Here is a 26,463-nt window from a genome sequence, read left to right on the forward strand (position 1 = left end):
GTGGTCGTCCAGTTGCCTCGTCCTCGCATACGAGCAGCTAATCAGGAGCCTTTCTGAGTAGCATGACCGGCCAAGCGCGTGAGCTCACGCCCGACCAGTTTTCGAGCCGATTTTCTTCTCACGACTGTTACCGGTGTCAGACTTGCCCTTGAGGTAGTCTATCTTCCTGTAGTGCTAACCTCGCTACGGCTTCCACATCGGAACTTACCATCGGTCCTAAAGTAGCTATGGCATCAGGACTAAACCACCCGGTTTCTAGCGCATCATCTGCCGCATTCCCTTCACCCTCCAGCCAATGACAGATCACTGCAACGAGAACAAAGTGATACCTTAGCCCTTCATCGTCACATTCAAGGGCATCAACCGCAGTAAGGACATGCCCTGCTTTCGCTATCACCCCCGTTTCTTCTCGTAGCTCGCGAACTGCGGCATTCAAGAGAGTTTCGCCTGGTTCAATATGGCCCCCAGGAAATCCCCAATACCTGACATCAGGAGGGTTAGCACGCCGGGCAAGCAGCAGCTTGCCTTGGCGAGCGACAACAGCCAGTACTGCCGGGGTGGGTAGCGGGATTTTATGCATACTAACTACTCGGCCACATGCCCCTGAAATTGGGCTCTGGAGCTATGGACTAACAAGATGGTATTGAGCTCATTGTCATTAATGATAACTCCATAGCGATGACCCGGACGAATTTAGTACTTTGTGTGAAAAATCCAATCGGCTGCCCGTCACGACGAGCAGCTATAGTGCGACGACCCACCAACCTCAAAGAGCTCCGGCGGCTTCAGCCTGTAGTATTTCTTCTCTACGTCCTCCGATTGCTCGGCGTATGGCTGCGTCATCACGTCCTGCAGTTCTCGCAGCAAAGCGTAATTCCCCGCTGCCGCTTGCTGATAAGCAGGCACAACGAACCACTCCCTCAAACTGTACTTTGGATTGACGAGCTTCATCTGACTCGAAAGCTCCTCAGGAGAGCGAGATTGAGTGAGCGATTGCCATTTTGTGAGCCACGCTGACCAGCGCTTGTCTATCCCTTCGGGGTCTGCAGCATTGGTCGGGCCCTTGTAGAAGCTCTTCTTGAGTGGCTCAATGTCATCTGGCAACGATGAGAGTTCCCGGAAGAATAGGGTGTAATCAACAGGCGTTTGCATCATCAGCGTTGCCAGCTCGCGGAACAAATCCGCCTCAAAAGCGTCAAGTCCAAGCTTGGCAGCCCACATCTTCTCCATTTGCGCTTGCATCACTTTCGGGAAATCACTTTGAATCTCTTCCAGCTGCCGCAGACAGTCTGGATGCCCTGCCAGCAACGGCCGAACCGCCGAACAGAACGAGTGGAAGTTACGTTCGGCCGCTGCTGGTTGGTTGAGGAACGCGAAGTGATGCCCGCCACCCGTCCATGGTTGGTACTGCGGATCAAACACATCGCAGAATCCAAAGGGGCCATAGTCGAGCGTAAAGCCGCCCGCCGCACAGTTGTCGCTGTTGAAGTTACCCTGGCAGTAGCCAACACGGATCCAGTTCGCAACAAGCGACGTCAGTCGGCTGCGGAACTCACGTGCAAGCAACACCACTTTTTCAGCAGTGGCCAGTGACTGGTCGATAACGTCACTGTACTCACGATCGATCAGGTGTGAGACGATCTTCTCGAGCTCCTCCATCGCCTGCGGGTGCTCCTGCTTGCGTGCTCGACGACTAAAGAGCTCGAGCTGCCCCACCCGAATGAACGACGGCGCAACACGCGTAGAGATGGCAACTGGCTCGAGTATAAGGATATCGGGATCTATTGAGCGTGAGCCCTCCGAATACCACGGTCGCCTGACTTGCTCGGTTTTCGACACGTACAGACTCAGAGACCGTGACGTAGGTACACCGAGTGCGTGCATATGCTCCTGGGCCAGGAACTCCCGCACACTGGATCTCAGAACGGCCCTGCCGTCCGCGCCGCGGCAGTAGGGTGTGCGCCCTGCCCCTTTCAACTGCATTTCCCAGCGCTGCCCGTTGATGACAGCCTCGAGCACCGAAATAGCGCGACCGTCGCCGTAGCCATTGCCGGTCTGGAACGGGCATTGCTGGTAGAATTCGGTGCCGTAGATGGAAAGTGCGTAGCCACACGCCCACCCGACATTGCGCAGAGGCTCCGGAACCCGGGATAAGTCGCCGGAGAACATGCGGACGAAGCCGCTGGACTGCGCCATGCTGTCGGCAAAACCCAGTTCGCGAAACAGATTTTTCCCATGCGCGACGTATTCGGGGTTTTCGATTGGCGTGGGTTTGACCGGAACATAGTGCCCCGAGAAGACCTGTCGTGGCGCGTGGTCAGCTCCGTTTGCTTTCCCCTCAGGATCGCAGTTGAGCGTGTCCATGAATGAATAGTCTGCCAACGGTGCGAGATCGTCGAGGGTCGCGACAGTTGGGGGCATTTCCCGGTGACGTCGCTCTATCATTGGGACTCCTCATGCGTTGGTTTAATCATTGCCAACATTCGGCTGGCTGGCGAGCTCCTTCAGTGCTTCCATCGCCTCATCAATGCGATCGCTGGGTACGAACATGTGGTCGTGATAAAACCCTGCGATGACATTGGTGGTAATGCCCCGCTCGGCCAGCAGGCTGGTTACCACAGATGTGAGGCCCAGGGCTTCCAGGCTGGAGTGGCCCTCCAGGGTGATGCGACGAAAAACCCGGTAATAGTCCAGGCCCTCGGCTTTGGCCTCCTCAAGAGGAATAACCAGGGTAAGGCCTTCCAGTTCGGCAATGCTGACGATGGGCTTGAGGTGTTCCAATTCGCCGTATTTTGCCTTTGGCACTGTGCAGTAGACATAGGACGTCGAATCCAGTTTTGGCGAGAGCTGTTTTATCAAATCCTGGAGAAACTGTGGTCGCATCATCTCTAGCTATCCTTCGGCCTATTATGAACAAATATTGTTTTCCGCCCCTGGTTGTCGGAACTAGCGCTCATACTACTGTGACATACCGGCAGAAGTTTTTCTTCGAGTAATGGTCTGGATTCGAGTCAGAGCTTAAGCGATGGCTCTGGTAGCCGAATAGCCGCACGGAGAGTTGGTCATGATGTCGTGCCAGCGTTCCCGTAGAAGCCGCTCCACATGATGTCGCAGCCAGACAATCCCGGGATCGCGGTCATGGCGGGTGTGCCAGATGAGGTACAAGCTGGTTGGGTCCACTTCAAACGGAAGCTCTCCCATCCATAATCCGTCCACGAAGCCACAATCCTGACTGATCAACTCGGGAACAGACGCAATCAGGTTTGATTCCCGGAGTATCCGGGGAACAATTGAAAAATGGTTCACTGTCGCGGCGATCCGTCTGCTCTGGCCTTTCTGGTCGAGATAGCTATCCACGAAACCGTGAGCATCCCCGGACATCGTCACAAGCAGGTGCCGGGCATCAAGAAATTCTTCCATTGTAATCTGGCGGCCCGCAAGCGGATGGTCCGCACGCATCGCCAGTACATACCCACCTTCGAACAGCCATGTGCTTCGCAGGCTGTGGTCGTGTTGATTCAGCATGCCCACGGCCAGATCCACATGTGCTTCCCGCAAGTCGTCGTAGGTTCCCTCGGGGGTATACGGAACGGCATGGACATCCACACCAGGAGCCTCACTTTCCAGCAGTTCAAGCAGCTGACGCCAGATCATCTCAACCGTTACATCCGTTACCGCGATGCGAAATTTCCGCTTTGATGTTGCCGGCTCAAACTGTGTGGCGCTGACCGCGTTGGTGAGAGCGTACATGTGATCCCCCACCTGATGCCAAAGACTCACCGCATAGGAAGTTGGTTCAATGTTCCGCCCTTTACGGACAAAAAGTGGATCGTTCCAGATCTGACGCATTCTTGAAATCGCGTTGGATACCGCAGGCTGGGTCATCGCGAGCCGATCCGCTGCGCGGGTAACTGAGCGCTCGGTCATTATGGCATCGAAGATGTACAGCAACTGAAGCTCTTGCGTTTTCATTTGGCATTCCTGGAAATGGGACCCTGATCAGTCTGGCTGGCAAGTAGTTTGATCGCAATGACGAAATTCCGGTAAAGGTGTGGTTGGCTAGCTCCTATACCAGAAAGCCTCCTGTTCAGGAGGCTTTGGATCTGCGTTACAAGTGCCCTTTTACGAAGGTCCTCAATTCACCCAGGCTGCCAGCTCCAGTTTTTTGGGCAATAACGCCCCCGTCCTGAAACAGGGCCAGTGTTGGGATCCCCCGAATACGCATTTTTGCAGTGATGTCCGGGCTGTCGTCCACGTTCACTTTCACAATGGTCAGCTCGTCACCAAACTCATCGGCGATTTCCTCCAACATGGGGGCGACTGTCTTACAGGGGCCACACCACGGTGCCCAGAAATCCACCAGCACTGCCCGATCGCTCTGAACCACCGCTTGCTCAAAGTTTGCGTCTGTCACATTAATAATGTTGCTCATAAGATTGTCTCCTCAACTGGATTGCCTCGGTGACACATTGCGACTCTGAACGCTCAAAAACCAATTGCGGGGCCATATAAGTCCTATTTCCCAGAATGATGAGTGCTTTTACATACCGTTCAGAGGCGAAAGGCCCATCATAGGGAATGATGTACCCCATACTGTTTGAGAATTATTCCTCGCCATTCTCCGGTTCCATACTTCGTTCATCTGATATCGAGTCGATTGGCGACATCGGTCTCAGCTGAAATCATTCGAACCCAGGAGAAACTAAAATGCGCAAAATTGCACTGTTTACCCTCGCGTCACTTGTTACCGTCGCTGCCCTGCCCGCACACGCTACCCTGGCAGACCGCAAATCAGACGAGCCCCGCTCCGAACAGGCTCAGCCCGCTCCCTATAGCGGTCAGATCGTGATTCGCGGTGAAATTCAGGATCGCGACGCAAAGAATGATACTGCCGAACCGGCCCCATACAGCGGTCAGATTGTTATCCGTGGTGAAGTACGTTCCAAAAACAGCGGTTGATCGTTAGATGTTTCATCTGCGTCTTGGCACCAGGGACGGTGCGTTTTATCTGAAAGGTGTGAATTGACCCGCTTGCCATCCCCCCGATGACTCAATAGCATTTCAAGCGTTGTAAAAGGACCAACGGACATCACCGGACAAGGAAGAAGGAACAATGTCCTACCAGCTCTACGTAACGGGCGGCTATGGTTTTACCGAAGCCATTCTGCCGACGCTGTTGCACCCCTCAAACGCCGTGGACATCGCCCGGGACTATTTCATCCGTGGCTACCAGGGCCAGCATATCGACTTGCCCCCGGATGCCGATGTTTCCCAGACCGGCAACTTGACCAACGCCCAGAAACGAAACCTGTTGGAAGACCTGCAAGAGGGACGCCTGGTGCTATCCAGCCGTTATGAGCCGGGCTTTGCCCTGTTCACCGACACACGGGCCAGCCCGGACACCCTGCGTAATGACTTGCCGCCCACGCTCCGGCAACTCCTCCAGCAACACTGGCCGGGCCGATCACGGGGCGGTGCTGCTGCCGTCTACTCAGACTCCCTGGCACCGGCCAACGAGCCAATCACTCATTCACCGGAACCCCCTGCGCCTGAAAGCCCTGTGCCGGGCGCTGGCTCCTACAATGTAACCCTGGCCTACCGCTGGCCCGACGGCACCGGCGTGGCCGGTCTTCCCTATACCCTGGCAACAGACGATGAGAGCGTAACGGGCACTCTGGATGCAAATGGCGAAGCGCGTATTGAAGGGCTGAATGGCCGGTTCGCCTTCGTCCGCCTGAGTTCGGATGCCTCGGATGACGAGGTGGGTCAACAGCGCCGGGCGATTCAACATGCCCTGACAGAAATACTGAAGCGTGAGCAAGGAGAGGCCGATGCCCTGGAGCGGGAATACCAGCAAATGCCCTGGTACCAGCGCGCGGCCGTCAGTACCGGTGCTGCATCCCAAGGATTTGCGGACGCGGGTATCGGGCTCTTGCGGTTTGTCGATGGGATGGGGGACCTGGCCACACCGACCCTGACCCTGATGGATGGCCTGAAGGCGGCCTGGGACGCCAGTGAAGGCAGCCCGGACACATCCTGGTACGAGTCCTATCGGGCGAACTATAAGGAAGCCCGCCACCAACGCTGGATCAAGGCCCTGGGGTACAATCCCACGGATATCTCCCGTGAGGACGTGGCTCAGGCCTATGAGCTGACCAACCTGGTGATGGCCGACCCCATACTCCGGGAAAGCCTCAACGACTTCGTTGCCGAGTACGCCAGTATCCAGCATCATACTGAAGCCACTTACTTTACCGCGACCGTGGCCTTCGATCTGATATTGATGGCCCTGCTGGCCGTGGCCACCGGAGGTGCTGCGGCGGTGGGGACAGTCGCAAGCCGGCTCCGCCATGCGGGCCTGCTAGCCTCTTTGGGCAAGACCGTTAAGGCTTACGGCACCGCCGTGCGCAAACAGCGCCTGAGGTACCTCTGGCGCAATACCGACCTGAAGAAACAGAACCATCTGGAAGCCACGGCCTCCAAGCGGGTTGAAGGCCAGGAGTTGAAGCCTGCCAAGAATGTTCCAAACAAGTTAACCACTACACAGCAAATAAGAACGCTAGATCTTGAAGGACATGCACCAATTCGGCATGGAGGTCCAAATCGAGTAACCGATCTCCAGCTTGAGGATCGTGCCGTGAGAGGTATAGATCCAGCTTCAGGTACGACATTCGATGCGTTCAATAAATCTCCAGATGGTAGCCCTAAACTTCACAAGGTAGGGCGAAATGCAACTGCGTTTACTAGTGATAATGCTTTGTTAAAGGCAGATGACTTTGCTCGAAACTCAACACAGTTCCAGCAGAATATTGCTGCTGCTCGAATGAATGGGGACATATTCGTTGATCCGGTTGAAATTCCCTTGGAGGATGTATTTGGAAGTGATTATCAGAGCTATGTGAGGGGCGTCACGCGGCTAGGCAGTAAGAAAAGTCCGACCGGGCATATCCCGACCGATTTCACTGACGGTACCCTCAAAGCAATTTATAGGCTTGATCAAGATGGAAACGTCAGGTTACATACTTTATACCCGAATCCAAAACCTTAGAGATTGAAATGAGCATCAAAGAGCCACTGAAAACGGTATTGAGAAAATATTGCCACGTTGAGTGCTATGACCCTCAGTTGATAAGAGAAGCCATTAGCACTGGAAAGGGATTCCCGTACGATGTGAATTTATTTAAGGCTCAGTTGCGGGAAGCAATCGACAATAGGCTTATTTCGCTGGAAGAATACGAAGAATTAACTGAAGAAGATTTCGATTCACGGGAAGATTTGCAAACTTGGTTAGAAGAGTTTTGGTCAGAACTTCCATGAGCATGTTTGGAGCGCCCCTCGTTTTTCGACAAGATCGGGTATAGAACCATGGGTAAACAGCGCTTTCGTTACTCCGCCAGCATCCTCAAGACAAGCCACTTGTTTGCAGTCCTCGGAGTATTGCTGATATTTCTGCTCGGAAGTCTGCTGCTACTGGAGCTGCCTAACGTTGATGAACTGGATTTCAGCCAGCTTTTGCTGGACGAACAAGGTAACGTGCCTTTCGAACTGTACCTGTTCGCTTTGTGTCTGCTGCTGGGTTGCGCCGTGGCGTATGTCAATCGCCAGGTCTGGTTGGAACTGGACAGCGAGAACCTCACGATTCACATCCCGCGGTTGACCGGCCTCGGGCTCATGGGGCTCACCACCGGTGACCACCGCATTCCGTTAAACACCATCCGGAAAATTGAACTGACCCCCGTTACCGGATTCCGGAACATGGCTCAGGCTCTTCAGCAATCAAGACTCAGCCTCGTAACTGACAGGCGAACCTACCGGCTTCAGCCCTACCTTTTTTTAAGGGAGGGCCACCCGGATCATCGCATAAGCTTTGGCAGCGCCTTGGGGAAACCCAAGACGAGGGTGGAAGCCCTCATCCACGAGGCTCCTCTTGTCAAAGCGCTTACTGTGATAACAGGCAACGCGGATTTTACATCAACCCCGGTCGAGCGAGCCGGGCCATTGGCAAACCACTTCAACTTATTGAAACACAAAGGCATGGTCGTGCAGTTAATTCTTCTTGCCGGCCTTGGCACCTATGCCCTTGTTGACTACATGATGCTCACCAATTACCTCGTTGCTGGTAACCTGCCACTCTGGCCATTTGTTTCTACGGGGCTGCTGGCAGGTGCCTTGGGGATCCGGCTTGGGAAAGGTGCTCCCCTGGCGGAGCGCCTGGGGCTTGCTGCCCTGCTTTGCGTCATCGCCATAACGGCTACCCATCCTGGCCTGCTGCGGTACACGTTGATAACCTCCCCCGAACCACTTGCCGTCGCCTACGACAGTACTGAAGCCGGCTACTTTGAGCATTCCCGTTATCCTGCGATCAACCAACGGGAAAGCAGCATCCCTGAATATTGGCAAAGTCTTCCCCCAGAGGAGGCTTACACCTTCTTCTTACATGAATCGGGGCTGGGATTTGTACTGATAGATATGTCCACAGTTTACGAGAAAAGCCGTGCCTTCTATCGAGATAATGAGTTCTGATACTGTTCCATAAACTCCAAGGCTTCCTGGCGTGTCAAAATATTCAGTGGGAATATACTCATCCTATGATGACATCCGACCCTAATCTGCACCTGCGAAGCTACGGCCATGAGGGGGAAAATCATTCCCATGACCACCACCAGTTAGTGTTACCGCTACTGGGTAGACTTTCGCTGTCTGTCGACCAGACCGAAGGTAACGTTGAGCGAAACCGGGCTGCTGTTATTCCGTCCGGAAGCGACCATGGGTATTCCGCATCTGAAGAGAATCGATTTCTGGTGGCCGATGTGCCAGAAGCCCTGGCCCCTGCATTGGACCGGCTCCCCTGTTTTGTTGAGCTGGATTCGGCATTACTTCATTACGTCCGGTTTCTGCACTCGCAAATGTTAAACGGGGCGCCTTCGTCTCACACAGAGCATCAGATGCTGCTTTTGTTGATCCAGCTCTTGCAGGAGCGCCACGGCGACAAACTGAAGCTGGACCGGAGGGTAGCTACAGCAAAACAGTTCATTGATGATAATTTCCACAATAAAATCATCGTTGCCGAACTCGCGGCCGTTGCTCACCTGAGTATTCGGCAGCTTAATGAGTTGTTCCGTGACCAGATTGGCATGACACCCCACCACTACCTGACCGAGCTCCGCATGCAGGAGTCCTGGAGGTTACTGGAACAGACCGATCTCAATATCCAGCGCATTGCGGACTCTGTGGGGTACAGTTCGCTGTCGTCCTTCAGTGACCGCTTCTCCCGCCACTTCGGAAAATCGCCAAGCCATTTCCGCCGAAAATCGAAATAATGCCGCCTTAATCGGAAAGCATAGGCCCTTCCACCGGGCATAGACTCCCTCCCCTGAACTTCATGAACTGATTGTGGCTGGGAGAACTTATGGCAACCATCGTCACGGCAACGTGGATTGGCTCAATTTCTGTGTTTCTGTGGGGAACGCTTGCGCTGTTGACCAAGCTTTCTGGTGGGAAGATTCCGGAATTTCAGTTGATGGCGATGACCTTTGGCATCGCGTTCCTGTTGATGTGTGTTCGCTGGTTCCACGCGGGCCATAATGGGACACGGTATATGCGTCAGCCCCTGTTGGCCTGGTGTATCGGGGTTGGTGGCCTGTTCGGTTACCACTTTGCCTACTTCAAGGCGATGACGCTGGCTCCGGCTGTCGAAGTCAGCCTGATTGCCTATCTCTGGCCACTGTTCATTGTTCTGTTGTCGTCCCTCTTGCCCGCCGAGTCCCTGCGGAAACAGCACATTGTGGGAGCCGTGCTCGCCCTCGTGGGGTGCTGGTTGCTGATCGGGCGGAATAGCAGTGGTTTTGCGGCGAGTAATCTGGACGGTTACCTGGTGGCCTTCAGTTGTGCGTTGATCTGGTCGTCATACTCTGTTCTGTCCCGGTTGGTAAAAACCGTACCGACAGATGCCGTGGGCTGGTTTTGTGGCGTGACCGCCGTTCTGGCCCTGGTATGTCACCTGGCCTGGGAAACCACAGTGTGGCCAACTGGGTGGGTTCAATGGGTGGGCGTATTAGGCCTTGGCCTGGGCCCGGTTGGTATTGCCTTTTTCACCTGGGATTATGGCGTGAAGCACGGCAACATCCAGTTGCTTGGTACCCTGGCATACAGTGCTCCCCTCATTTCCGTGGTTTTGCTGATCGCGGCGGGTTATGGAGAAGCCACCAGCGCCGTGATCGCGGCAAGTGTTCTCATCGTGGTGGGTTCCCTGATTGCCGGCAGGGCCAGGCGTCAACCGGTTGCCGAGCCTGAAGTCGTTCAATGATCAGTTTATCTGGATGTTGTCGTAGAGATAATCCAGGAATGCCCGAACCCGACCCGGCATCAAACGGCCCTGCCCCAGAAAAACCGCGTGGACCTCTTCCCGGTCTCCGGGGTTGTGGTCTTCCATAACCGGCACAAGTCGACCCTGGCGTATGTCTTCATCAACCAGGAATCGGGTCAAACGTGCCAACCCGGCGCCCTCGACTGCCAGTTTGCGCATGGTTTCCCCATCACTGACCAACAGATTTCCCTGAGGCATGATTTCAGTGTGCTCGCCATTAATCATCAGGGGCCAGGCAGTTGTATGCCGGGAAAAGCTGAAACCCAGACGATTGTGTGTCCTCAGCTCTTCTACAGTGGCCGGCATGCCATGTCGTTCGAGATATTCCGGGGCGCCCACTATCACCATGCGGGTTTCACCCAGCTTGCGGGCTACCAGATTGGAGTTCTCGAGAGGACCATTACGGACGGCCACATCCGTATGCTCAGCCAGCAGATTGACTACCTGGTCAGTCAACGACAGCTCCAGTGTAATACCGGGGTACTGTGCCAGAAACCTGGAAACAATCGGCAGTAAAAAACCGTGGCCGACAGGAAGACTGGCAGTGACCCTCAAGTGCCCCGTAGGCTCTACTGCTCTACTCGCTCCCCTTTCCGCCTCTTCCAGGTCACTGAGGATGTGGCGGCAACGTTCGTAGAACCGTCGGCCCTCCGCAGTCAACTGCATTTGCCGGGTGGAGCGATGAATCAGCTTGGTTCCCAGCCGTTGCTCCAGGCGCGTAATCGCCTTGCTGGTGGCAGATGGGGTCAACCGGCAGGCCCGGGCGGCAGCCGAAAAACTGCCCTGCTCTACCACAGCACTGAAGATTTCCATGGCCGCCAGGCGATTGGTGGAGGATTGAGGCATAGTGAATTCATTTCACAAATATCGTGACAACAGGATGTCTATATCATAAGTAAAGGCCTCTGTATCGTCGAGTTACCAACAACGCGAGAGGAGAACTGCTATGGAATACCGTCAACTGGGCGCTTCTGGCCTGAAAGTGCCCGCATTGAGCTTTGGCGCCGGTACCTTTGGTGGCCGGGGCCCTCTGTTTGGTGCATGGGGCAATACCGAGAGTGACGAGGCACGCCGGATGGTGGATATATGCCTGGATGCCGGCGTTACCCTGTTTGATACCGCGGACGTGTACTCCGATGGTGCGTCCGAGGAAGTGCTCGGAAAAGCGATCCGGGGCAAGCGCCAGCAGCTGATGATCTCCACCAAAACCACCCTGCCCATGGGCGATGGCCCCCACGATGCCGGCTCGTCACGGGAACGCTTGATCCGAGCATGTGAAGCGTCGCTGAGACGGCTGAACACCGATCATATCGATCTGTATTATCTGCACGCATTCGATGCCCGTACCCCGGTGGAAGAGGTGTTGAGCACGCTGGACCTGTTGATCCGGCAAGGAAAGATCCGCTATGTGGGCGTATCGAACTTCTCCGGCTGGCAGATAATGAAATCCCTTGCGGTGGCTGACCGATATGGCTACTCCCGTTATATTGCCAACCAGACCTATTATTCACTGGTCGGCCGGGATTACGAGTGGGAACTCATGCCCCTTGGGCAGGATCAGGGGCTCGGCGCGGCCGTTTGGAGTCCACTGGCCTGGGGCCGGCTGACCGGTAAAATCCGGCGGGGGCAGCCGTTACCGTCGACCAGCCGCTTGCATGAGACAGCGCAGTTTGCGCCCCCGGTGGATGACGAACACCTGTACCGGGTTATCGACGTTCTGGAGGAGATCGCCGAGGAAACCCATAAGACTGTGCCCCAGATCGCGATAAACTGGTTGCTGCAAAGACCCACCGTGGCCACTGTGGTCATGGGTGCACGTAACGAATCGCAACTTCGGCAGAACCTGGGTGCAGTGGGGTGGAACCTGACTCCTGAGCAGATCACCCGGCTTGATGAGGTCAGTGCCGTGACACCGCCTTACCCCTATTACCCTTATCAAACCCAGGAAGGGTTCAAACGCGTTAACCCTCCGTTGGTGTAGCAAAGAAATTCCGGGTCGACGCCTCAATTGCCGCAAGCCACCAGTTGGGACATATAACTACCCCTTCCCCGAACAAAGGCCAACAGACGATCCGGATAGTCAAGGGAGACCGCCTTGCGAACCGACTCCCGAGTCCGCAAGCGGTCCCGCCACATATGAACCTTTTCCACATTCTCCAGAATGCCCAGGTCCACCACAGACTCAAACACATCGAAATACCTGAAAATCGGACCGTAGACAGCATCAATGATCTGAAAGTTCTCCCCGGAGAAATAAGGACCGCCGCCCAGCCGATTCTCTAATTGCTCGAATCGTATCCGTAACCTGTTACGTGAGGCATCAAACTCTTCCTGTGTTGGTGCGTTATACAGTTGGGCAATGCCACTCAACAGGCCAGACCCGAATTCTATCCAGGCGCGGTGATCGGCACGCTCCAACGGGTCCTCCGGATGCAGCGTGCCTAGTGTCACCTCATTGAGGTATTCGCAGATCACAGCTGACTCAAAAAGGGATTGTCGTTTCCCCACCACGAGCACCGGCACCTTGCCCAACGGGGAAATATCCTGAAACCACTTTGGTTTGTTTGCCAGGTCAATGTCCGTGCGCCGGTAGGGAATTCGTTTTTCACTCAGGACGATGACCGAGCGCTGAACATAGGGACACAGTACATGGGTGATTAGCTCAAACTCGCGAGTCATAGACGGTTCTCCTTGTTGGATTCTGATCGGGTTCAGTATCGCGCTTGCACTCAGCGAGCAACATTCGCAAAATTGGAAAGATAGAATTGCAATCTTGCAAATACAGGGAACATCAAGTGGACTGGAATTCACTCAAAGTCTTTCTCGCCATCGAACAAAGTGGCTCCCTGGCTGGCGCGGCCCGAATACTGGGTGTGAACCACTCGACTGTGTTTCGGCGGTTGAACGCCTTCGAGAAAGATTTGGGTGCCCGCCTGTTTGAACGTCTGCCTGGCGGTTACGCGCTAACGCCTCTGGGCGAGGAGTTGAAGGACATCGCCAATCGCGTTGACGGCGCCTTTAACGATATGGAACGTCGAATCGCAGGTCGTGATGTGCAGCCAAAGGGCAAGGTCCGGATTACTGCGCCCAACAACCTTGCTTATCGATACCTGCCCGACTATCTGGCCAGGTTGAACCAGGGTTATCCGGAGATCACGGTCGAATTGCTGGTCAGCAATCTGGAAGTCAACATGAACAGCCGCCAGGCAGATATCGCCGTCAGGGTAACGGATGTGCCGCCTGAACATCTGGTTGGCCGGCAAGTGTGTTCCATCGGCTGGAGTGTTTATGGCAGCCCCACCTACCGGGAAAAACATGGCTTCCCGACAGGATTGGACGACTTGCAGCACCATCTATTGATCGGCGCTAGTGGCAGCATGCAGGGACTACCGGCATTTGTCTGGCTGGAGAGCACACTGGCGCAATGCATCGCTGCCCGCAGCGACGACCTGGTGGCCATGTCCTGGTTAGCCCAGAGCGGTCATGGCCTGGCCCTTCTACCAGACGACCAGCAGCGACCGGAACTGGAAGCCTTGTTTGCTTTCCCGCCGGGGAAGGCATCAAATCTGTGGCTACTGACCCATCCCGATCTGCGGCACGTTGAACGTATCAAACTGGTTATGCGATACCTTTCGAATGCATTTTCGGAAGATCAACGTCTTGGTGGCTTGGGTTTCCGGTAGTTAGTCATGCAAAATCTTTGGCGGGGTGACGCGCCATATGGTTGGTCACGCCAAGATACCGATCTGGATGATGCATTGAAGAGTTGATAGCGGGGCTCAGGTGCCCCCAGCGAATGTGGATTTCGTGTCTACCTTTGTCCGCAATTCAAAAAGCAAAGCACGGCTTTCCCGTAGACGCTGAATTTTCTCAGCAACCAGTTCAATCTGCTGGTCCAGGATGTCAGTCAACTCATCGCATGGTTCAAATTCACCCCGTTCATCAAGCGCACAAGGAAGAAAATTCTGGATCACGGGTAATGTCATTCCGGATGCTCCCAGCATCTTTATACGCTCTACCGTGTCTCTGTCAGCCGAACCATAGTCTCGATAACCGCTACTTGTTCTCGCAGGTGTTAGCAGCCCCTCAGCCTCGTAATATCGCAACATGCGTACGCTGACGCCAGTTTGCTTTGCCAAATCTCCGATTCTCATAAATACCCTCTTGACCCTGACACCACTGTCACAGTTTAAGATCTTCGTACTTGAATTCCACCCGTTCAAATACGAGGAGCACAGAGATGTCAAAGACACTATCCTTCAGAACAATGATTGATGGGCGTGAAGCCTCAATTTCAGACCTTCCGCCCCTCGCCTTTTCGGGTTTCGCCCATTTTACGTCAATGCAGGTTCGCAATGGGACTGTTCGGGGCCTGGACCTTCACCTGGAACGCCTGAGCTCTGCGTCGATAGAAATGTTTGGACGGGCGCATTCCAATGACGAAATTCGAGCATTTCTTCGCTCCGCCATTGAGGACGGACCAACAAATGTATCGCTGATTGCGACTGTTTTCTCACGTAGTGGCGAATTTACTTCGGTCGGCGCCCCGAACGACCCGGCAATACTTGTTCGTACCTCTCCGGCCACAAATGGTCCTGCTGGAGCTCTGCGGCTGGATACTGTTGAGCATCAACGCCCTTTACCAACCATCAAACATGTGGGCGAAGCGACGAAAACCTATTATCTCCGAAAAGCGGTTGAGAAAGGGTTTGATGATGCGGCCTATCTGGACACGCATGGCCACATCAGCGAAGCGACCATCTGGAATATGGCTTTCTGGGACGACAAGGCCGTTGTATGGCCCAGGGCAGAGATGCTCAACGGGATTACAATGCAGATTGTTAAGCGGCAACTGGAATCCCTGGGAGTCCCCCAACGCCAGGAAACTGTGGCGGTAGAGACAGTTCGGCGGCTAACAGGTGGAGCCGTCATGAACTCCTGGACCCCGGGTGTTCCTGTGAGGGTGATTGGTTCAGAAACATTACCAATTTCAGAAAGATTCATTAACCTGCTTCATCAAGCCTACCAAATGGAGCCTGAGGTTCTCATTTGATCTCAGGCTCATACCCCGGTTCCAGTCCCGGTTCGAAAGAGGCGCCCGCTATGCCCTGCCCCTCACGCATAGCCGACCTCACTGCGCCCTGGACTGGTTTATCCCCAACTGTTTGTTGACTGAGTCACGAATCTCCCGGTAACGATCGGGATTATTGATCAATGCATCCAGGTCGTCCTCAGGAAACATCTTTTTCTTCTTTTCTTTGGCTTCTTCGCTGGAAACGACAGCCGGTAACAACTGCTCCAGGCAGCGCAACATAACCTCGGGCGAAACCGACGCGCCAGGCGATGCCCCCAGCAATGTCCCGTAAGTCTTGTCCTTGGACACAAGGATTTCCGTGCCCATCTGCAAATCCCCGTCCTTGATGATTTGCACTCGCTGGCCGGCTTGAACCGGTCTCCAGTCAAACTTCTTACTCAAGCCCGGAGCGAAGCTCTCAAGCTCTTCAAACATGCTCTTTTCGCCTTTGAAGGTCTCTGAAACCAGGTATTTAACCAGGGGGAAATGCTCAAGGGCCACATTCAGCAAGCCCGGGATATCATGCAGACGAATGGAGGTAAGGTAATCAAAAAATCCACGGCCTCTCTCGAGCACCGGTTTAAACGATGCGAAAGGACCGAAAAGTAAATAGTGCTTGCCATCCACTACCCGTAAATCCAGGTGCGGTACGGACATGGGAGGTGCGCCAACTTTGGCTTTGCCATAGGTTTTGGCCCTGTAATTCCCGGCCTGCTCTTCGCTGATCGGTGCCTGCAAAAACCGCCCGCCCACAGGAAAGCCGGCAAATCGGCTCCGAAACGGTAAGTGGCTTCTTTTCAAAAGTGGAAAAGCGCCCCCACCGGCGCCTACAAAGAGCACATCCGCCCTATGCTGAACCCTGGTCCCGTTGCTTTCAGCTTCGATAACCCAACGCCCTGTGGGGCTCCTGTGTACACGTTTTACATGGGTGCCGTACTCAATTTTCACACCCAGCTCACGCACTGCATGCGCCGCCATCTGCTCCGTTAAAGCGCCAAAGTTAACATCCGTGCCGGTTTCAATAACGGTAGCCGCCATTTTTTCATGGCGAGGGCGTCCCTCCATGGTGTAGGGAATCCAGCTTTTTATTTCGTCGAAGTCTTCCGAGTAACGCATGTGCTCGAAAAAATGATGAGCCGACATTTCCTTGAATCGCAATTGCAGTTCTTCAATGGCGGATTCAGAAACAATGGTGCAGTGCTTGGTCTGGTTGATAAACGTTTTAGGGTCCTTGATGGCGCCCTTTTCGATCAGGTAAGCCCAGAACTGCTTGGCCACGTTGAACTGGGCGTGGATCTTCAGCGCTTTCTCGACCGAAATGACCTCTTCATCCACGGGGGTATAGTTAAGCTCACAGTTCGCTTCATGTCCCGTGCCGGCGTTGTTGAATGCCCATGAGTTTCCTGCCCCGGCGCTGTCCAGTCTCTCCAGGATGGTGATGTCCAAATCCGGTGCCATCTCTTTTGCCAGGGTGGCAAAAGTGGTTCCCATAATCCCCGCGCCGATGATCACTACGTTCATAAAGTCTACTCGCCAGTCTGGATTTTCTGATTTTAATCAACAAGATCTTGTGGCCCGAAAGTACCATGCTTTCGGCATACACTGAAAACCTATCGCAAGCCTTGCCACCAAGCCAATATAGGCTCCCGAGCGGATCATCGCCAGAAGCGCAATCTCCCCGCCCTACCCCAAACCCATTCCATGCACCACAGTCGATCAACCCTGCAATGATTACCCTCCCAAAATATACCCAGGGGGGTATATCACGGGATTGTCACTTCTCCGTAACGTTGTATCCCAAGACAAGACTCAATCGGCCAACCTTCGGGAGGGCCGGTCAAGACACAATGATGTTTCGGGAGTAACACCGTGCCAACAACGTCTCATACCAATTCCTACTACGCTGCGTCGGCGAATGACAAGGCCGTACGCCCCACCCTGCAAGGGCACGTAAGGGCTGATGTCTGCGTCATTGGCGCCGGCTTCACTGGCATGTCGACAGCGCTCCACCTCGCCGAAAAAGGGTTCAAGGTGGTTGTCCTGGAAGGCAGCCGCATTGGGTTCGGCGCATCCGGCCGCAATGGCGGCCAGATCGTCAACAGCTACAGCCGCGATATCGACTTCATCGAACGGAACTACGGCAAGAAAGTCGGTGCCGAGATGGGCCAGATGGCCTTCGAGGGCGGTCGTATCCTGCGGCGCTTCGTCAAACAGTACGACATCCAGTGCGACCTGAAAGAAGGCGGCATTTTCGCATCCTGCAACAGCAAGCAATTCGATGGACTGGTCGAGAAGAAAAAGCTTTGGGAAGCCCACGGCCATGACCAGCTCGAGCTACTTGATGAGAACGCCATCCAGCAACACGTCGGCAGCGAACGCTACACCGGCGGTCTGATCGACCACAGCGGCGGGCATTTCCATCCGCTCAACCTGGTACTGGGTGAAGCAGCGGCCGTTGAATCCCTGGGCGGCGTCATCTATGAGAACTCCGCGGCCCTGCGGATTCGTGAAGGCGATAAACCGGTCGTCCACACCGAGGAAGGCTGCGTTGAGGCTGACTATGTGTTGGTTGCCGGTAACGCCTATCTCAATGGCCTGCTGCCCAAGCTGGAATCCAAGGCCATACCCTGCGGCACGCAGATCATTACCACTGAGCCGCTGGCCGAGAATGTGCGCCAGCGCCTGCTGCCCAAAGACAATTGTGTTGAGGATTGCAACTACCTCCTCGACTACTTCCGCCTGTCCGGTGACGGCCGGATGATCTATGGCGGTGGCGTCACCTACGGCGCCCGCGAGCCAGAAAAGGTCGAATCCCTGATCGTGCCCAAGATGCTCAAGACCTTCCCGGAGCTGAAGGGAGCAAAGATCGACTACGCCTGGACGGGCAATTTCCTTCTCACACTGATGCGTCTGCCCCAGTTTGGCCGCATTGGCGGGAATATCTATTACGCGCAAGGCTATAGCGGCCATGGCATCACCTGTACCCATTTGGCGGGCAAGGTGATCAGTGACGCTATCCAGGGCCAGGCAGAACGATTCGACATCTTCGCCGGCCTGCCCCAGTACTCCTTCCCCGGCGGACGGGCCATGCGGATTCCGCTGACCGCCATGGGGGCCTGGTACTACAACCTGCGCGACCAGCTCGGCTTTTGATTTCTCACGTTGACTAACATCGGCCGGGCCGCCTGTCTGCTGGCCCGGTGAGATCAAAATGCCCCCGAATTCCGCGGTGACTGCTCTCACCGCGGTTCCAATGAAAAACAAGAGACGGGTAATATGATGACTGACAACACAATAAGTACTGATAGCGGGATCATGCCAATGAACGATGGTCTGAAGGACCGTCCCGGCTGGGGGCCCCTGTATTCGATATTGGGCTACGGCGCGATACTCGCGGCCTTCGCCTATATGTCGACCTGGCAGGTGGAGGGCGATTCGTACGGTGTACTGAGTTTGCTGCCTTCCCTTCTGATCGTTCTGGTCGCTGTTAAAACCAAGCGCCCCCTTGAATCCATCTTCGCCGGTATTGTTGCCGGTTCCCTCCTGATCGACCCGACCAACCTTTTCACCAGCCTGGGTGATTTGTCCATGAACGTGGTCCAAAACGAGACCATCGCCTGGATTGTACTGGTCTGCGGCATGATGGGCGGCTTGATCAATATGCTGGAGCGCGGCGGCAGTGTGCTGAGTTTTGGCGAGGTGCTGGCCAGACGAATAAAGACCAAGCGCGGCACCATGCTGACCACCTCTTTTCTGGGCCTGGCGGTCTTCATTGATGACTACCTGAATTCGCTGGCTGTGTCCGCGTCCATGAAGACCCTGACGGATCGCTTCAAGATCTCCCGTGAAAAACTGGCGTTCCTGGTGGACTCCACCGCCGCTCCGGTCTGTATTCTGGTTCCGATTTCCACCTGGGCGGTCTATTTTGGCGCTCTGCTGGAAGAAAACGGCGCCGTTCCTGACGGCCAGGGCATGTCGCTGTACATTGATTCGATTCCCTACATGGCATACGGCTGGGCCGCACTGATTGTGGTTTTCCTCGTGGCCATGGGTGTACTGAAGGATCTCGGCCCGATGAAAAAGGCCGAGGAACGGGCCCGTAATGGCCAGCCGATCCCGGACGGATTAGAGGACCAGGGTTTCGATACCAGCAACGTTCGTCGTACTTCCACGACAGTGGGGCTGATGAACTTCCTGCTGCCGATGGCAGTCCTGATTACCGCCAGCATCTACTACGAGATCGACCTGCTGCTGGGCGCGCTGGTGGCTTCCATCTTCACGATGATCCTGTACTTCTGCCAGCGGCTGATGAGCTTCGGCGAACTGACCGACTCCATGCTGGATGGCTTCAAGGTTATGCTGCATCCGATCGCCGTGGTGTGTGCCGGCTTCATGGTCAAGGCCATCAACGATGAACTGGGCATGACCACCTATATCATCGACACCATCACCCCGTATCTCTCTCCGGAGCTGCTGCCAGCGATGGTGTTTGCCACCATGGCCGCGGTGGTGTTCTCCACCGGGTCAAGCTGGGGTGTGTTTGTGGTATCGCTGCCCATCGTAATCCCGATGGCCCAGGCCATGGATATGTCCATGCCACTGACCGTGGGCGCCCTGCTCTCCGCGTCTGCGTTTGGTAGCCATGCCTGCTTCTTCAGTGACTCTACGGTGCTGTCATCCACGGGCTCCGGCTGTACACCGATGCAGCACGCCCTGACCCAGATCCCCTACGCCACGATAGGTGCGGTCATGGCCTTCGTGTCCTTCATCGTGATGGGGTACACCATCGCCTGAGGCAGCGATGCTGCCAGCCGGGCCAGGCGCTTATGCCTCGCCCGGCTTTTTTATATCTGCAAAAAAAGACCGGCGCATGGCGCCGGTCGATATGGGACGGGACTAGAACCTTACCGGTTCACCCCTGCTGGAGAAACGAGGCCATCCATCGTGCCACCTGCAGGGAATCCGTGTCGGCGGACTCGTCGTTGAGGCCTACCAGCGCCTCATCTGCCGCTGCCGGCGGAATCGGATTGTCACGGCGCGACAGTACCAACCGGGATTCGAAATCCACGTTGAATTCGGGGTGGGCCTGCAGGGTCAGGATGCGGTTATCGTACTGGAGTGCGGCAAAGGGGCAGAATGACGAAAAGGCGACCACTTCGGCCTGCTTCGGCTTGGTCAGCACCTGGTCCTGATGCATGGCGTTCAGGGTGAACTGCCCTTGCAGGCCGTCCAGTTCCGGCACAGTCTTTTCCAACTGATAGGTGTGCAGGCCAACGCCCCAGCCTTCCGGGTATTTGTTCACGTCGGCACCAAAGGCCTCGGCGATAATCTGGTGTCCAAAGCAGATGCCGACCATCGGGCGACCGGTGCTGTAGATCTCGAGGATCAGGTCCTTCAGGCGGGCCATCCACGGCGTGTTCTCGTAAACGTTGGACTTGGAGCCGGTAATGATCCAGGAATCGCAGGATTCGGCCGAATCCGGAAAGACATCGTCCCGGACATCGAAGGTCTCGTATTTGAAATCGTAGCCGGCCTGCCCGAACAGGTTCATGAACATGTCCGCGTAGGATCCGTAGGTATCAATCAAATCGTCCGGCGTAATACCGGTGGCGAGTATGCCGATTTTCAGACTCATCAGGTACTCCTCGCCTGCGGCTTTACCGCAGGCGTTATCTGTCGTTTATTAAATCAGAGCAGGCCCAGGTAGGCTTCGTATTCAATGTCGGAGATCTGCTCATTGAGGCGCTGACGCTCCTGGCGCTTGGCTTCGGCGTAGACCCGGACGAACTCGTCACCCAGGTACTCCCGCAGGATCTCGCTCTGGTCGAAGCGATTGGTCGCTTCCTGCCATTCGCACGGCAGCGGGTATTCCGGGTTCTCCTCGGCGTAGGCGTCGCCTTCGACCGGTGCGTTCGGCTCCAGCTTGTTCTCCATGCCATAGAATGCGCCGGTGAGGACCGAGGCCAGTACGAGATACGGGTTGGCGTCGGCACCGGAGACCCGGTGTTCGATCCGCCGCGCAATGTTTGGACTTTCCGGTACACGCAGGGCAACCGTTCGGTTTTCGTAGCCCCAGCTGGCGAAGGTCGGTGCATAGGCGCCCGGCATGAAACGGCGGTAGGAGTTCAGGTGAGGCGCGAAAACCAGCATGCTCTCGGGCATCAGCTTCATCAGGCCGGCAATGGCATGCCTGAGAAGATCGCTGCCCTCCTCGGTGCCGTTATCAAAGACGTTGTTACCGTCCTGATCAAGCAGGCTGAAATGCACATGGAAGCCGTTACCGCTTTCCTCAGCATAGGGTTTGGCCATAAACGTCGCCGCATAGCCGTGACGCCGTGAAACGCCGCGCACCAGGCGCTTGAACAGGATCGCCTGGTCGGCCGCATTCAGTGGGTCGGCCACATGATTGAGGTTGACCTCGAACTGGCCAGGGCCCATCTCGGCGATTATGGTGTCGGCCCCGATGCCCTGGGTCTGACACGCTGCACGGATATCGGTAAAGAAGGCCTCAAACCCGTCCATTTCCTCGACGGCGTAACCTTCCGTGTTGGACAGCCGGCGCCCCTTGCCGTCGGCCAATGCCGGTGGGATCGGGCGTTGCGTACTTTCGGATTCGGCATCCATGAGGTAGAACTCGAGCTCCGTCGCCATCACCGGCGTTAATCCCAGCTCGGCAAAGCGGTCCACGATGCGTTTGAGAACCTGGCGAGGATCAGCCTCGAAGGGCGTGCCGTCCGGATTGAACATCATCGCCAGCATCTGGTCACGGGGTACTTCGGACCAGGGCACCGGTGTCGGGTCGTCAGAGACGGGCATACAGACGCCATCACTATCGCCGGTTTCAAACACCAGCCCGTTTTCCAGCACGTCGGCGCCCCAGAAATCAAAGCCGACCACCGAGCGTGGCAATTTGAGGCCTTCTTTCCGTGCCTTTTTCAGGCCGCTGGAAGGCAATCGCTTTCCGCGTAAATTCCCGTTCAGGTCCGTGATGAAGAAGTCCAGGTCGCGGTTCTTGTTAATAGTCATACGCGTTACTCTTGAATGCTTTTAGGAAGACAGAATGCCACGATATCCCACTGGGAGTATGGGTGTATCTATCACCCGGGGGGTATATCTCCGAAAACACGAGTTTTCCTATGGTAGATGTGGACGTTAATCCAGGCGCCTACACTTTCATGGGAATTGTCATGTCATACACAACAAGAATTCCGAACACTGAAACGCAAAACGCTGTGCGCGACACCGATGCCCGTCACCACCTTCATCCATTTACAGACACCCAGGCACTCAACCGCAAGGGTGCACGGGTGATCACCCGTGGTGAAGGCGTCCATGTCTGGGATTCGGACGGCAACAAACTGATCGACGGTATGGCTGGCCTGTGGTGCGTGAACCTGGGCTACGGACGGCAAGAGCTGATCAATGCTGCCCACGAACAGATGCAGGTGCTGCCCTACTACAACACATTTTTCCAGAGCACCCATACACCCGTAACCAGGCTCGCCCAGGCCATCGCTGACATCACACCCGGCGATCTTAACCGGGTCTTTTTCGCCAATTCCGGCTCGGAGGCGATCGACACAATCATCCGTATGGTGCGCCATTACTGGACGCTCAAAGGCAAGCCCTACCGCAAGCTGCTGATCGCACGGGAAAATGCCTACCATGGCAGTACCCTTGGCGGCGCCAGTCTGGGCGGCATGCCCCATATGCACGGCCAGTGCGCCCCCCTGTTACCGGGCATCCACCGCATCCGGCAGCCCTATTGGTATGGCGAGGCCGATGGCCTTTCCGAAGAGGAGTTCGGCCTGCTACGCGCCCGCGAGCTGGAAGAGAAGCTGCTGGAAGTTGGCCCCGATAACGTCGCCGCCTTTGTCGGTGAACCCATCCAGGGCGCCGGCGGTGTGATCGTCCCGCCGCGCACTTACTGGCCGGAAATTCAGCGTATCTGCCGCAAGTATGACGTGTTGCTGGTGGCGGATGAGGTGATCTGTGGTTTTGGTCGGACCGGGCAATGGTTTGGCAGCCAGACTTACGATTTCCAGCCGGACATCATGTCGATGGCCAAGGGCCTCTCCTCCGGGTATCTGCCCATCTCCGCGGTTGCAGTTGGCGACCGGATTGCTGACACCCTGGTCGAGTCGGGCGACGACTTCAGTCACGGTTTCACCTATTCCGGTCATCCCGTGGCAGCGGCCGTCGCTCTGGAGAATATCCGGCTGTTGAAGGAAGAAGGGATTATCGAATCGGTCGCCTCCGACATTGGCCCCTATTTCCAGGCCCGTCTGCGGGACACCCTGGGCGAACACCCGCTTTGCGGCCATATCGAGGGCACCGGCCTGATTGCGGGCCTGGCCCTGGTGAAGGACCGCAACGCCCGCACGTTCTTTGACGAAGACGTTGGCACCCTGTGCCGGGACGAGTGCACCGCCAGCGGGCTGATTGCACGGGCCTGTGGCAACCGGATCGTGCTCTCGCCGCCGCTGGTTATCAGCCATGCAGAGGTGGATGAGATGGTGGATCGCCTACGTGTCGCGCTGGATCGCACCTACGCCCGGGTGGGCGGCATTTCTGCGGCATGAGCCTTGCTGTGGATCGGACTGGCTTCGGTCCACTAATTGGCTTAGCCTTGAAAGAAAGACAATTAAGGTGTGTGATGAGAGATCGCGTGAATCAGATACAGGCGAACGAGAGCTGGCAGAAAAACCTGGCGGTCCTCATTGAGCATCAGCGCCTGCGCAGCTTCCCGACCATGCTGGAGGCGTTCCTGTCGACGCTGTGTTTCTTCGATACGATCCTTCTACTGACCTATAAGAAGTCCCTGCGACCGATCCTGGTCCATCCCTCCGCACCAGAGGAACAAAGCGACACCCTGCGCCAGTACCTGAGCCACTCTTATGTACTTGACCCGCTGTTCCATGCCATCAAGAACGGAGCATCGCACGGCATTGTACGTCTGGCCGAGATTATGCCGGATTCGTTCAGGAGCACAGAGTACTACCAGACCTGTTACCAGAACTTCGGCCTGGTGGACGAGATCAACCTGCTGATCCGTCTCGATGACAAAGTGACCTGCGCCATCACCCTCGGGCGCAAGGCATCGCTGGAGAGCATTTCCCGCACTGAGTTAAATGCCCTGCAGGAATTCTACCCGGTCATCAGCGCGTTGGTGCGCCAGTTCTGGCAGGCCCAGTCCGGTGAATTCCTGCAATACGGTCGTTCCGACGGCCCCATGAAGCGCGCCCTGCGTTCGTTTGCCAGCGGCGTACTCACCCAGCGAGAGCGGGAAATCACCGACCTGATCCTGCGTGGTTTTTCGTCCCAGGCGATTGCCGATAGCCTGAAGATCAGCGTGGGGACCGTGAAGGTGCACCGCAAGAACATCCATACGCGGCTGAACACCTCCACTCAGGCGGAAATCTTCACACAATTCATCAACCACCTGACCCACCTGGAAGATAACCCCACGAGCCTTGAGCACTGATCAGAGACTGATCCACACGGTTTTCAGATCCGTGTATTTCTCAAGCGCATGCAGAGACTTGTCCCGGCCATAACCGGAGGCTTTCACCCCGCCGAACGGCATTGTGCTGTCACCGCCACCCCAGCCGTTGACCCAGACCATACCGCTCTGAATTTTCCGGCTGACGCGATGGGCCCGGGACAGATTGCCTGTCCAGACCGATGCGCCCAGGCCATAACGGTTGTCGTTGGCCAGGTGGATGGCCTCGGCTTCGTCGCTGAACTCACCCAGGGCCAACACCGGGCCGAAAATTTCTTCCTGCACGAAGCGCATGCCGTTGTGGGCATCGCCAATGATGGTGGGCCCGACGAAGTAGCCCTGCCCCGGCACCGCTTCCGGAACACCGCCGGTCAGCACCTGGCCACCCTCGTCGATCGCCAACTGGATATAGCGGGCCACGGTCTCCAACTGGGTCCTGTCGACAAGCGCACCCATGCGGGTGTCCGGATCAAGCGGATCCCGGGGCTGATAGGCCTTCGCCGCCTCCAGCAAGGCTTTCGTGAAACGCTCGCGGATGGACGACTGGACATAGAGCCGGGAACAGGCGATACAGACTTCGCCCTGATTGGAGAATATCGCTGCGGCTGCCGTCGACGCCGCCTTCTCAATGTCCTCGCAATCCTCAAACACCAGCATCGGCGATTTGCCACCCGCCTCAATCCACACCCGCTTGAGATTGGATTGGCCGGCATATTCCATCAGCAGTCCGCCGACGCGGCTGGAGCCGGTAAAGGCGAGTACATTGACGTCGTTATGGAGCGCCAGCGCCTTGCCCGCGGTGTGACCGAATCCGGGCAGCACATTGAACACGCCATCGGGAATGCCCGCCTCTTTCGCCAGCTCCGCCAGTCGCAGCACGCTCAGCGCACTTTTCTCGGAAGGCTTGAGGATGACTGAATTGCCCGCCGCCAGTGCCGGCGCAATCTTCCAGGTGGCCATCATCAGCGGATAATTCCAGGGGGTGATCGCTGCGACAACGCCCGCAGGCTCATGGCGGATCAGGCCGAGGGTGTCGTTGCCCGTCGGTGCAATCTCGCCGTAAAGCTTGTCGATGGATTCGGCCGTCCAGCGCAGGCAGTCAATGGAATCCGGCACGTCGATGCTCATCATCTCACTGATGGGCTTGCCCATGTCCAGGCTGTCCAGCACTGCCAGTTCATCACCGTGTTTCTCAACCAGGTCCGCCAGACGCAGCAGAATGCGCTTACGGTCGCCCGGAGCCAGATCCGACCAGACGCCGGAAACAAACGCCTCGCGGGCCGCGGTCACGGCCAGGTCGACATCGGCGTGATCGCAGCTGGCGACATCCGTGAGTGTCTGTTCGGTCGCCGGGTTGATGGCCGGAAAGGTCTCACCGGACACGGCATTCCGGAACTGACCGGCGATAAATGCCTGCCCGTGCAAACTCACAGATTCACTCAGGGCTTTCCATTCCGCACTGGTTTTCATGGGCTTCTCCCGACATTGATTGACTTTGCAAACAAGCCTACCCGGCCGGGC

At 56.0% G+C, this 26,463-nt stretch carries 25 protein-coding genes; 13 read left to right on the forward strand and 12 right to left on the reverse strand.

Going from position 1 to position 26,463, the window contains the following annotated elements; genetic code table 11:
- Window positions 1–136 precede the first annotated feature (136 nt).
- From ACQUWM_RS03720 to trxA, 5 genes are all read right to left on the reverse strand, one after another.
- Window positions 137–580 carry an NUDIX hydrolase gene (locus ACQUWM_RS03720; RefSeq protein WP_428921213.1) on the reverse strand — a complete coding sequence of 148 codons (444 nt, stop codon included), beginning with the start codon at window positions 578–580 and terminating at the stop codon, window positions 137–139.
- Between the two features lie 149 nt (window positions 581–729).
- The gene (locus ACQUWM_RS03725) at window positions 730–2,445 is read right to left on the reverse strand and encodes a protein adenylyltransferase SelO (RefSeq protein WP_428921214.1); all 1,716 of its coding nucleotides are present in this window, start codon (window positions 2,443–2,445) and stop codon (window positions 730–732) included.
- Window positions 2,446–2,466: 21 nt separating this feature from the next.
- Window positions 2,467–2,886, reverse strand: coding sequence for an ACT domain-containing protein (locus ACQUWM_RS03730; RefSeq protein WP_407000573.1), 420 nt, complete (start codon window positions 2,884–2,886; stop codon window positions 2,467–2,469).
- 132 nt (window positions 2,887–3,018) lie between these two features.
- Window positions 3,019–3,972: a LysR family transcriptional regulator gene (locus ACQUWM_RS03735; protein WP_428921215.1), complete on the reverse strand. Its 954-nt coding sequence runs from the start codon at window positions 3,970–3,972 to the stop codon at window positions 3,019–3,021.
- A 136-nt stretch (window positions 3,973–4,108) separates the two neighbouring features.
- Window positions 4,109–4,432, reverse strand: coding sequence for a thioredoxin (gene trxA, locus ACQUWM_RS03740; protein ID WP_428921216.1), 324 nt, complete (start codon window positions 4,430–4,432; stop codon window positions 4,109–4,111).
- A 275-nt stretch (window positions 4,433–4,707) separates the two neighbouring features.
- Here trxA and ACQUWM_RS03745 point away from each other — a divergent pair, with 275 nt between their 5' ends.
- From ACQUWM_RS03745 to yddG, 6 genes are all read left to right on the forward strand, one after another.
- Window positions 4,708–4,959, forward strand: coding sequence for a hypothetical protein (locus tag ACQUWM_RS03745; RefSeq protein ID WP_428921217.1), 252 nt, complete (start codon window positions 4,708–4,710; stop codon window positions 4,957–4,959).
- 154 nt (window positions 4,960–5,113) lie between these two features.
- Window positions 5,114–7,048, forward strand: a complete 1,935-nt coding sequence (locus ACQUWM_RS03750; RefSeq protein WP_428921218.1) for a hypothetical protein — start codon at window positions 5,114–5,116, stop codon at window positions 7,046–7,048.
- Between the two features lie 8 nt (window positions 7,049–7,056).
- Window positions 7,057–7,317: a hypothetical protein gene (locus tag ACQUWM_RS03755; RefSeq protein ID WP_428921219.1), complete on the forward strand. Its 261-nt coding sequence runs from the start codon at window positions 7,057–7,059 to the stop codon at window positions 7,315–7,317.
- Between the two features lie 48 nt (window positions 7,318–7,365).
- A complete protein-coding gene (locus tag ACQUWM_RS03760; RefSeq protein ID WP_428921220.1) occupies window positions 7,366–8,523 on the forward strand; it encodes a hypothetical protein in 1,158 nt (385 codons plus the stop codon).
- 65 nt (window positions 8,524–8,588) lie between these two features.
- On the forward strand, window positions 8,589–9,320 hold the full coding sequence (locus ACQUWM_RS03765; RefSeq protein WP_428921221.1) for a helix-turn-helix domain-containing protein: 732 nt from the start codon (window positions 8,589–8,591) through the stop codon (window positions 9,318–9,320).
- A gap of 89 nt (window positions 9,321–9,409) precedes the next feature.
- Window positions 9,410–10,306, forward strand: coding sequence for an aromatic amino acid exporter YddG (gene yddG, locus ACQUWM_RS03770; protein WP_428921222.1), 897 nt, complete (start codon window positions 9,410–9,412; stop codon window positions 10,304–10,306).
- Here the strand turns inward: yddG and ACQUWM_RS03775 are convergent, their stop codons facing one another.
- Window positions 10,307–11,212: a LysR family transcriptional regulator gene (locus ACQUWM_RS03775; protein ID WP_428921223.1), complete on the reverse strand. Its 906-nt coding sequence runs from the start codon at window positions 11,210–11,212 to the stop codon at window positions 10,307–10,309.
- Between the two features lie 100 nt (window positions 11,213–11,312).
- Here ACQUWM_RS03775 and ACQUWM_RS03780 point away from each other — a divergent pair, with 100 nt between their 5' ends.
- On the forward strand, window positions 11,313–12,347 hold the full coding sequence (locus ACQUWM_RS03780) for an aldo/keto reductase (RefSeq protein ID WP_428921224.1): 1,035 nt from the start codon (window positions 11,313–11,315) through the stop codon (window positions 12,345–12,347).
- Window positions 12,348–12,370: 23 nt separating this feature from the next.
- Here the strand turns inward: ACQUWM_RS03780 and ACQUWM_RS03785 are convergent, their stop codons facing one another.
- Window positions 12,371–13,045: a glutathione S-transferase family protein gene (locus tag ACQUWM_RS03785; RefSeq protein WP_428921225.1), complete on the reverse strand. Its 675-nt coding sequence runs from the start codon at window positions 13,043–13,045 to the stop codon at window positions 12,371–12,373.
- A gap of 116 nt (window positions 13,046–13,161) precedes the next feature.
- Here ACQUWM_RS03785 and ACQUWM_RS03790 point away from each other — a divergent pair, with 116 nt between their 5' ends.
- On the forward strand, window positions 13,162–14,049 hold the full coding sequence (locus tag ACQUWM_RS03790) for a LysR family transcriptional regulator (protein WP_428921226.1): 888 nt from the start codon (window positions 13,162–13,164) through the stop codon (window positions 14,047–14,049).
- Window positions 14,050–14,145: 96 nt separating this feature from the next.
- On the opposite strand, the gene ACQUWM_RS03795 is transcribed toward ACQUWM_RS03790, so the two are convergent.
- Entirely contained in the window at window positions 14,146–14,520 is a 375-nt protein-coding gene (locus ACQUWM_RS03795) for a MerR family transcriptional regulator (protein WP_428921227.1), read from the reverse strand.
- Between the two features lie 86 nt (window positions 14,521–14,606).
- Between ACQUWM_RS03795 and ACQUWM_RS03800 the strand changes: the two genes are divergently transcribed.
- Window positions 14,607–15,419: an aminotransferase class IV family protein gene (locus ACQUWM_RS03800; protein WP_428921228.1), complete on the forward strand. Its 813-nt coding sequence runs from the start codon at window positions 14,607–14,609 to the stop codon at window positions 15,417–15,419.
- Window positions 15,420–15,497: 78 nt separating this feature from the next.
- Here ACQUWM_RS03800 and ACQUWM_RS03805 read toward each other — a convergent pair whose 3' ends face one another.
- Window positions 15,498–16,961, reverse strand: coding sequence for a malate:quinone oxidoreductase (locus tag ACQUWM_RS03805; RefSeq protein ID WP_428921229.1), 1,464 nt, complete (start codon window positions 16,959–16,961; stop codon window positions 15,498–15,500).
- 348 nt (window positions 16,962–17,309) lie between these two features.
- Between ACQUWM_RS03805 and ACQUWM_RS03810 the strand changes: the two genes are divergently transcribed.
- Both ACQUWM_RS03810 and ACQUWM_RS03815 read left to right on the forward strand, forming a co-directional pair.
- A complete protein-coding gene (locus ACQUWM_RS03810) occupies window positions 17,310–18,593 on the forward strand; it encodes an NAD(P)/FAD-dependent oxidoreductase (RefSeq protein WP_428921230.1) in 1,284 nt (427 codons plus the stop codon).
- A 168-nt stretch (window positions 18,594–18,761) separates the two neighbouring features.
- On the forward strand, window positions 18,762–20,234 hold the full coding sequence (locus ACQUWM_RS03815; protein WP_407000594.1) for a Na+/H+ antiporter NhaC family protein: 1,473 nt from the start codon (window positions 18,762–18,764) through the stop codon (window positions 20,232–20,234).
- A gap of 118 nt (window positions 20,235–20,352) precedes the next feature.
- On the opposite strand, the gene ACQUWM_RS03820 is transcribed toward ACQUWM_RS03815, so the two are convergent.
- Together ACQUWM_RS03820 and ACQUWM_RS03825 are read right to left on the reverse strand one after the other, a co-directional pair.
- Window positions 20,353–21,075, reverse strand: coding sequence for a glutamine amidotransferase-related protein (locus tag ACQUWM_RS03820; protein ID WP_428921231.1), 723 nt, complete (start codon window positions 21,073–21,075; stop codon window positions 20,353–20,355).
- 53 nt (window positions 21,076–21,128) lie between these two features.
- Entirely contained in the window at window positions 21,129–22,466 is a 1,338-nt protein-coding gene (locus ACQUWM_RS03825) for a glutamine synthetase family protein (protein WP_428921232.1), read from the reverse strand.
- A gap of 161 nt (window positions 22,467–22,627) precedes the next feature.
- On the opposite strand from ACQUWM_RS03825, the gene ACQUWM_RS03830 reads away from it, so the two are divergent.
- The gene (locus ACQUWM_RS03830; RefSeq protein WP_428921233.1) at window positions 22,628–24,022 is read left to right on the forward strand and encodes an aspartate aminotransferase family protein; all 1,395 of its coding nucleotides are present in this window, start codon (window positions 22,628–22,630) and stop codon (window positions 24,020–24,022) included.
- Window positions 24,023–24,108: 86 nt separating this feature from the next.
- Complete coding sequence (locus ACQUWM_RS03835; protein WP_407000598.1) at window positions 24,109–24,924, forward strand: response regulator transcription factor; 816 nt, start codon at window positions 24,109–24,111, stop codon at window positions 24,922–24,924.
- Here ACQUWM_RS03835 and ACQUWM_RS03840 read toward each other — a convergent pair whose 3' ends face one another.
- Window positions 24,925–26,412: an aldehyde dehydrogenase gene (locus ACQUWM_RS03840; protein WP_428921234.1), complete on the reverse strand. Its 1,488-nt coding sequence runs from the start codon at window positions 26,410–26,412 to the stop codon at window positions 24,925–24,927.
- Window positions 26,413–26,463 lie beyond the last annotated feature (51 nt).

Origin of the sequence: Marinobacter sp. DUT-3 (assembly GCF_050379435.1) — a bacterium.
In the GTDB taxonomy this organism is placed as follows: domain Bacteria; phylum Pseudomonadota; class Gammaproteobacteria; order Pseudomonadales; family Oleiphilaceae; genus Marinobacter.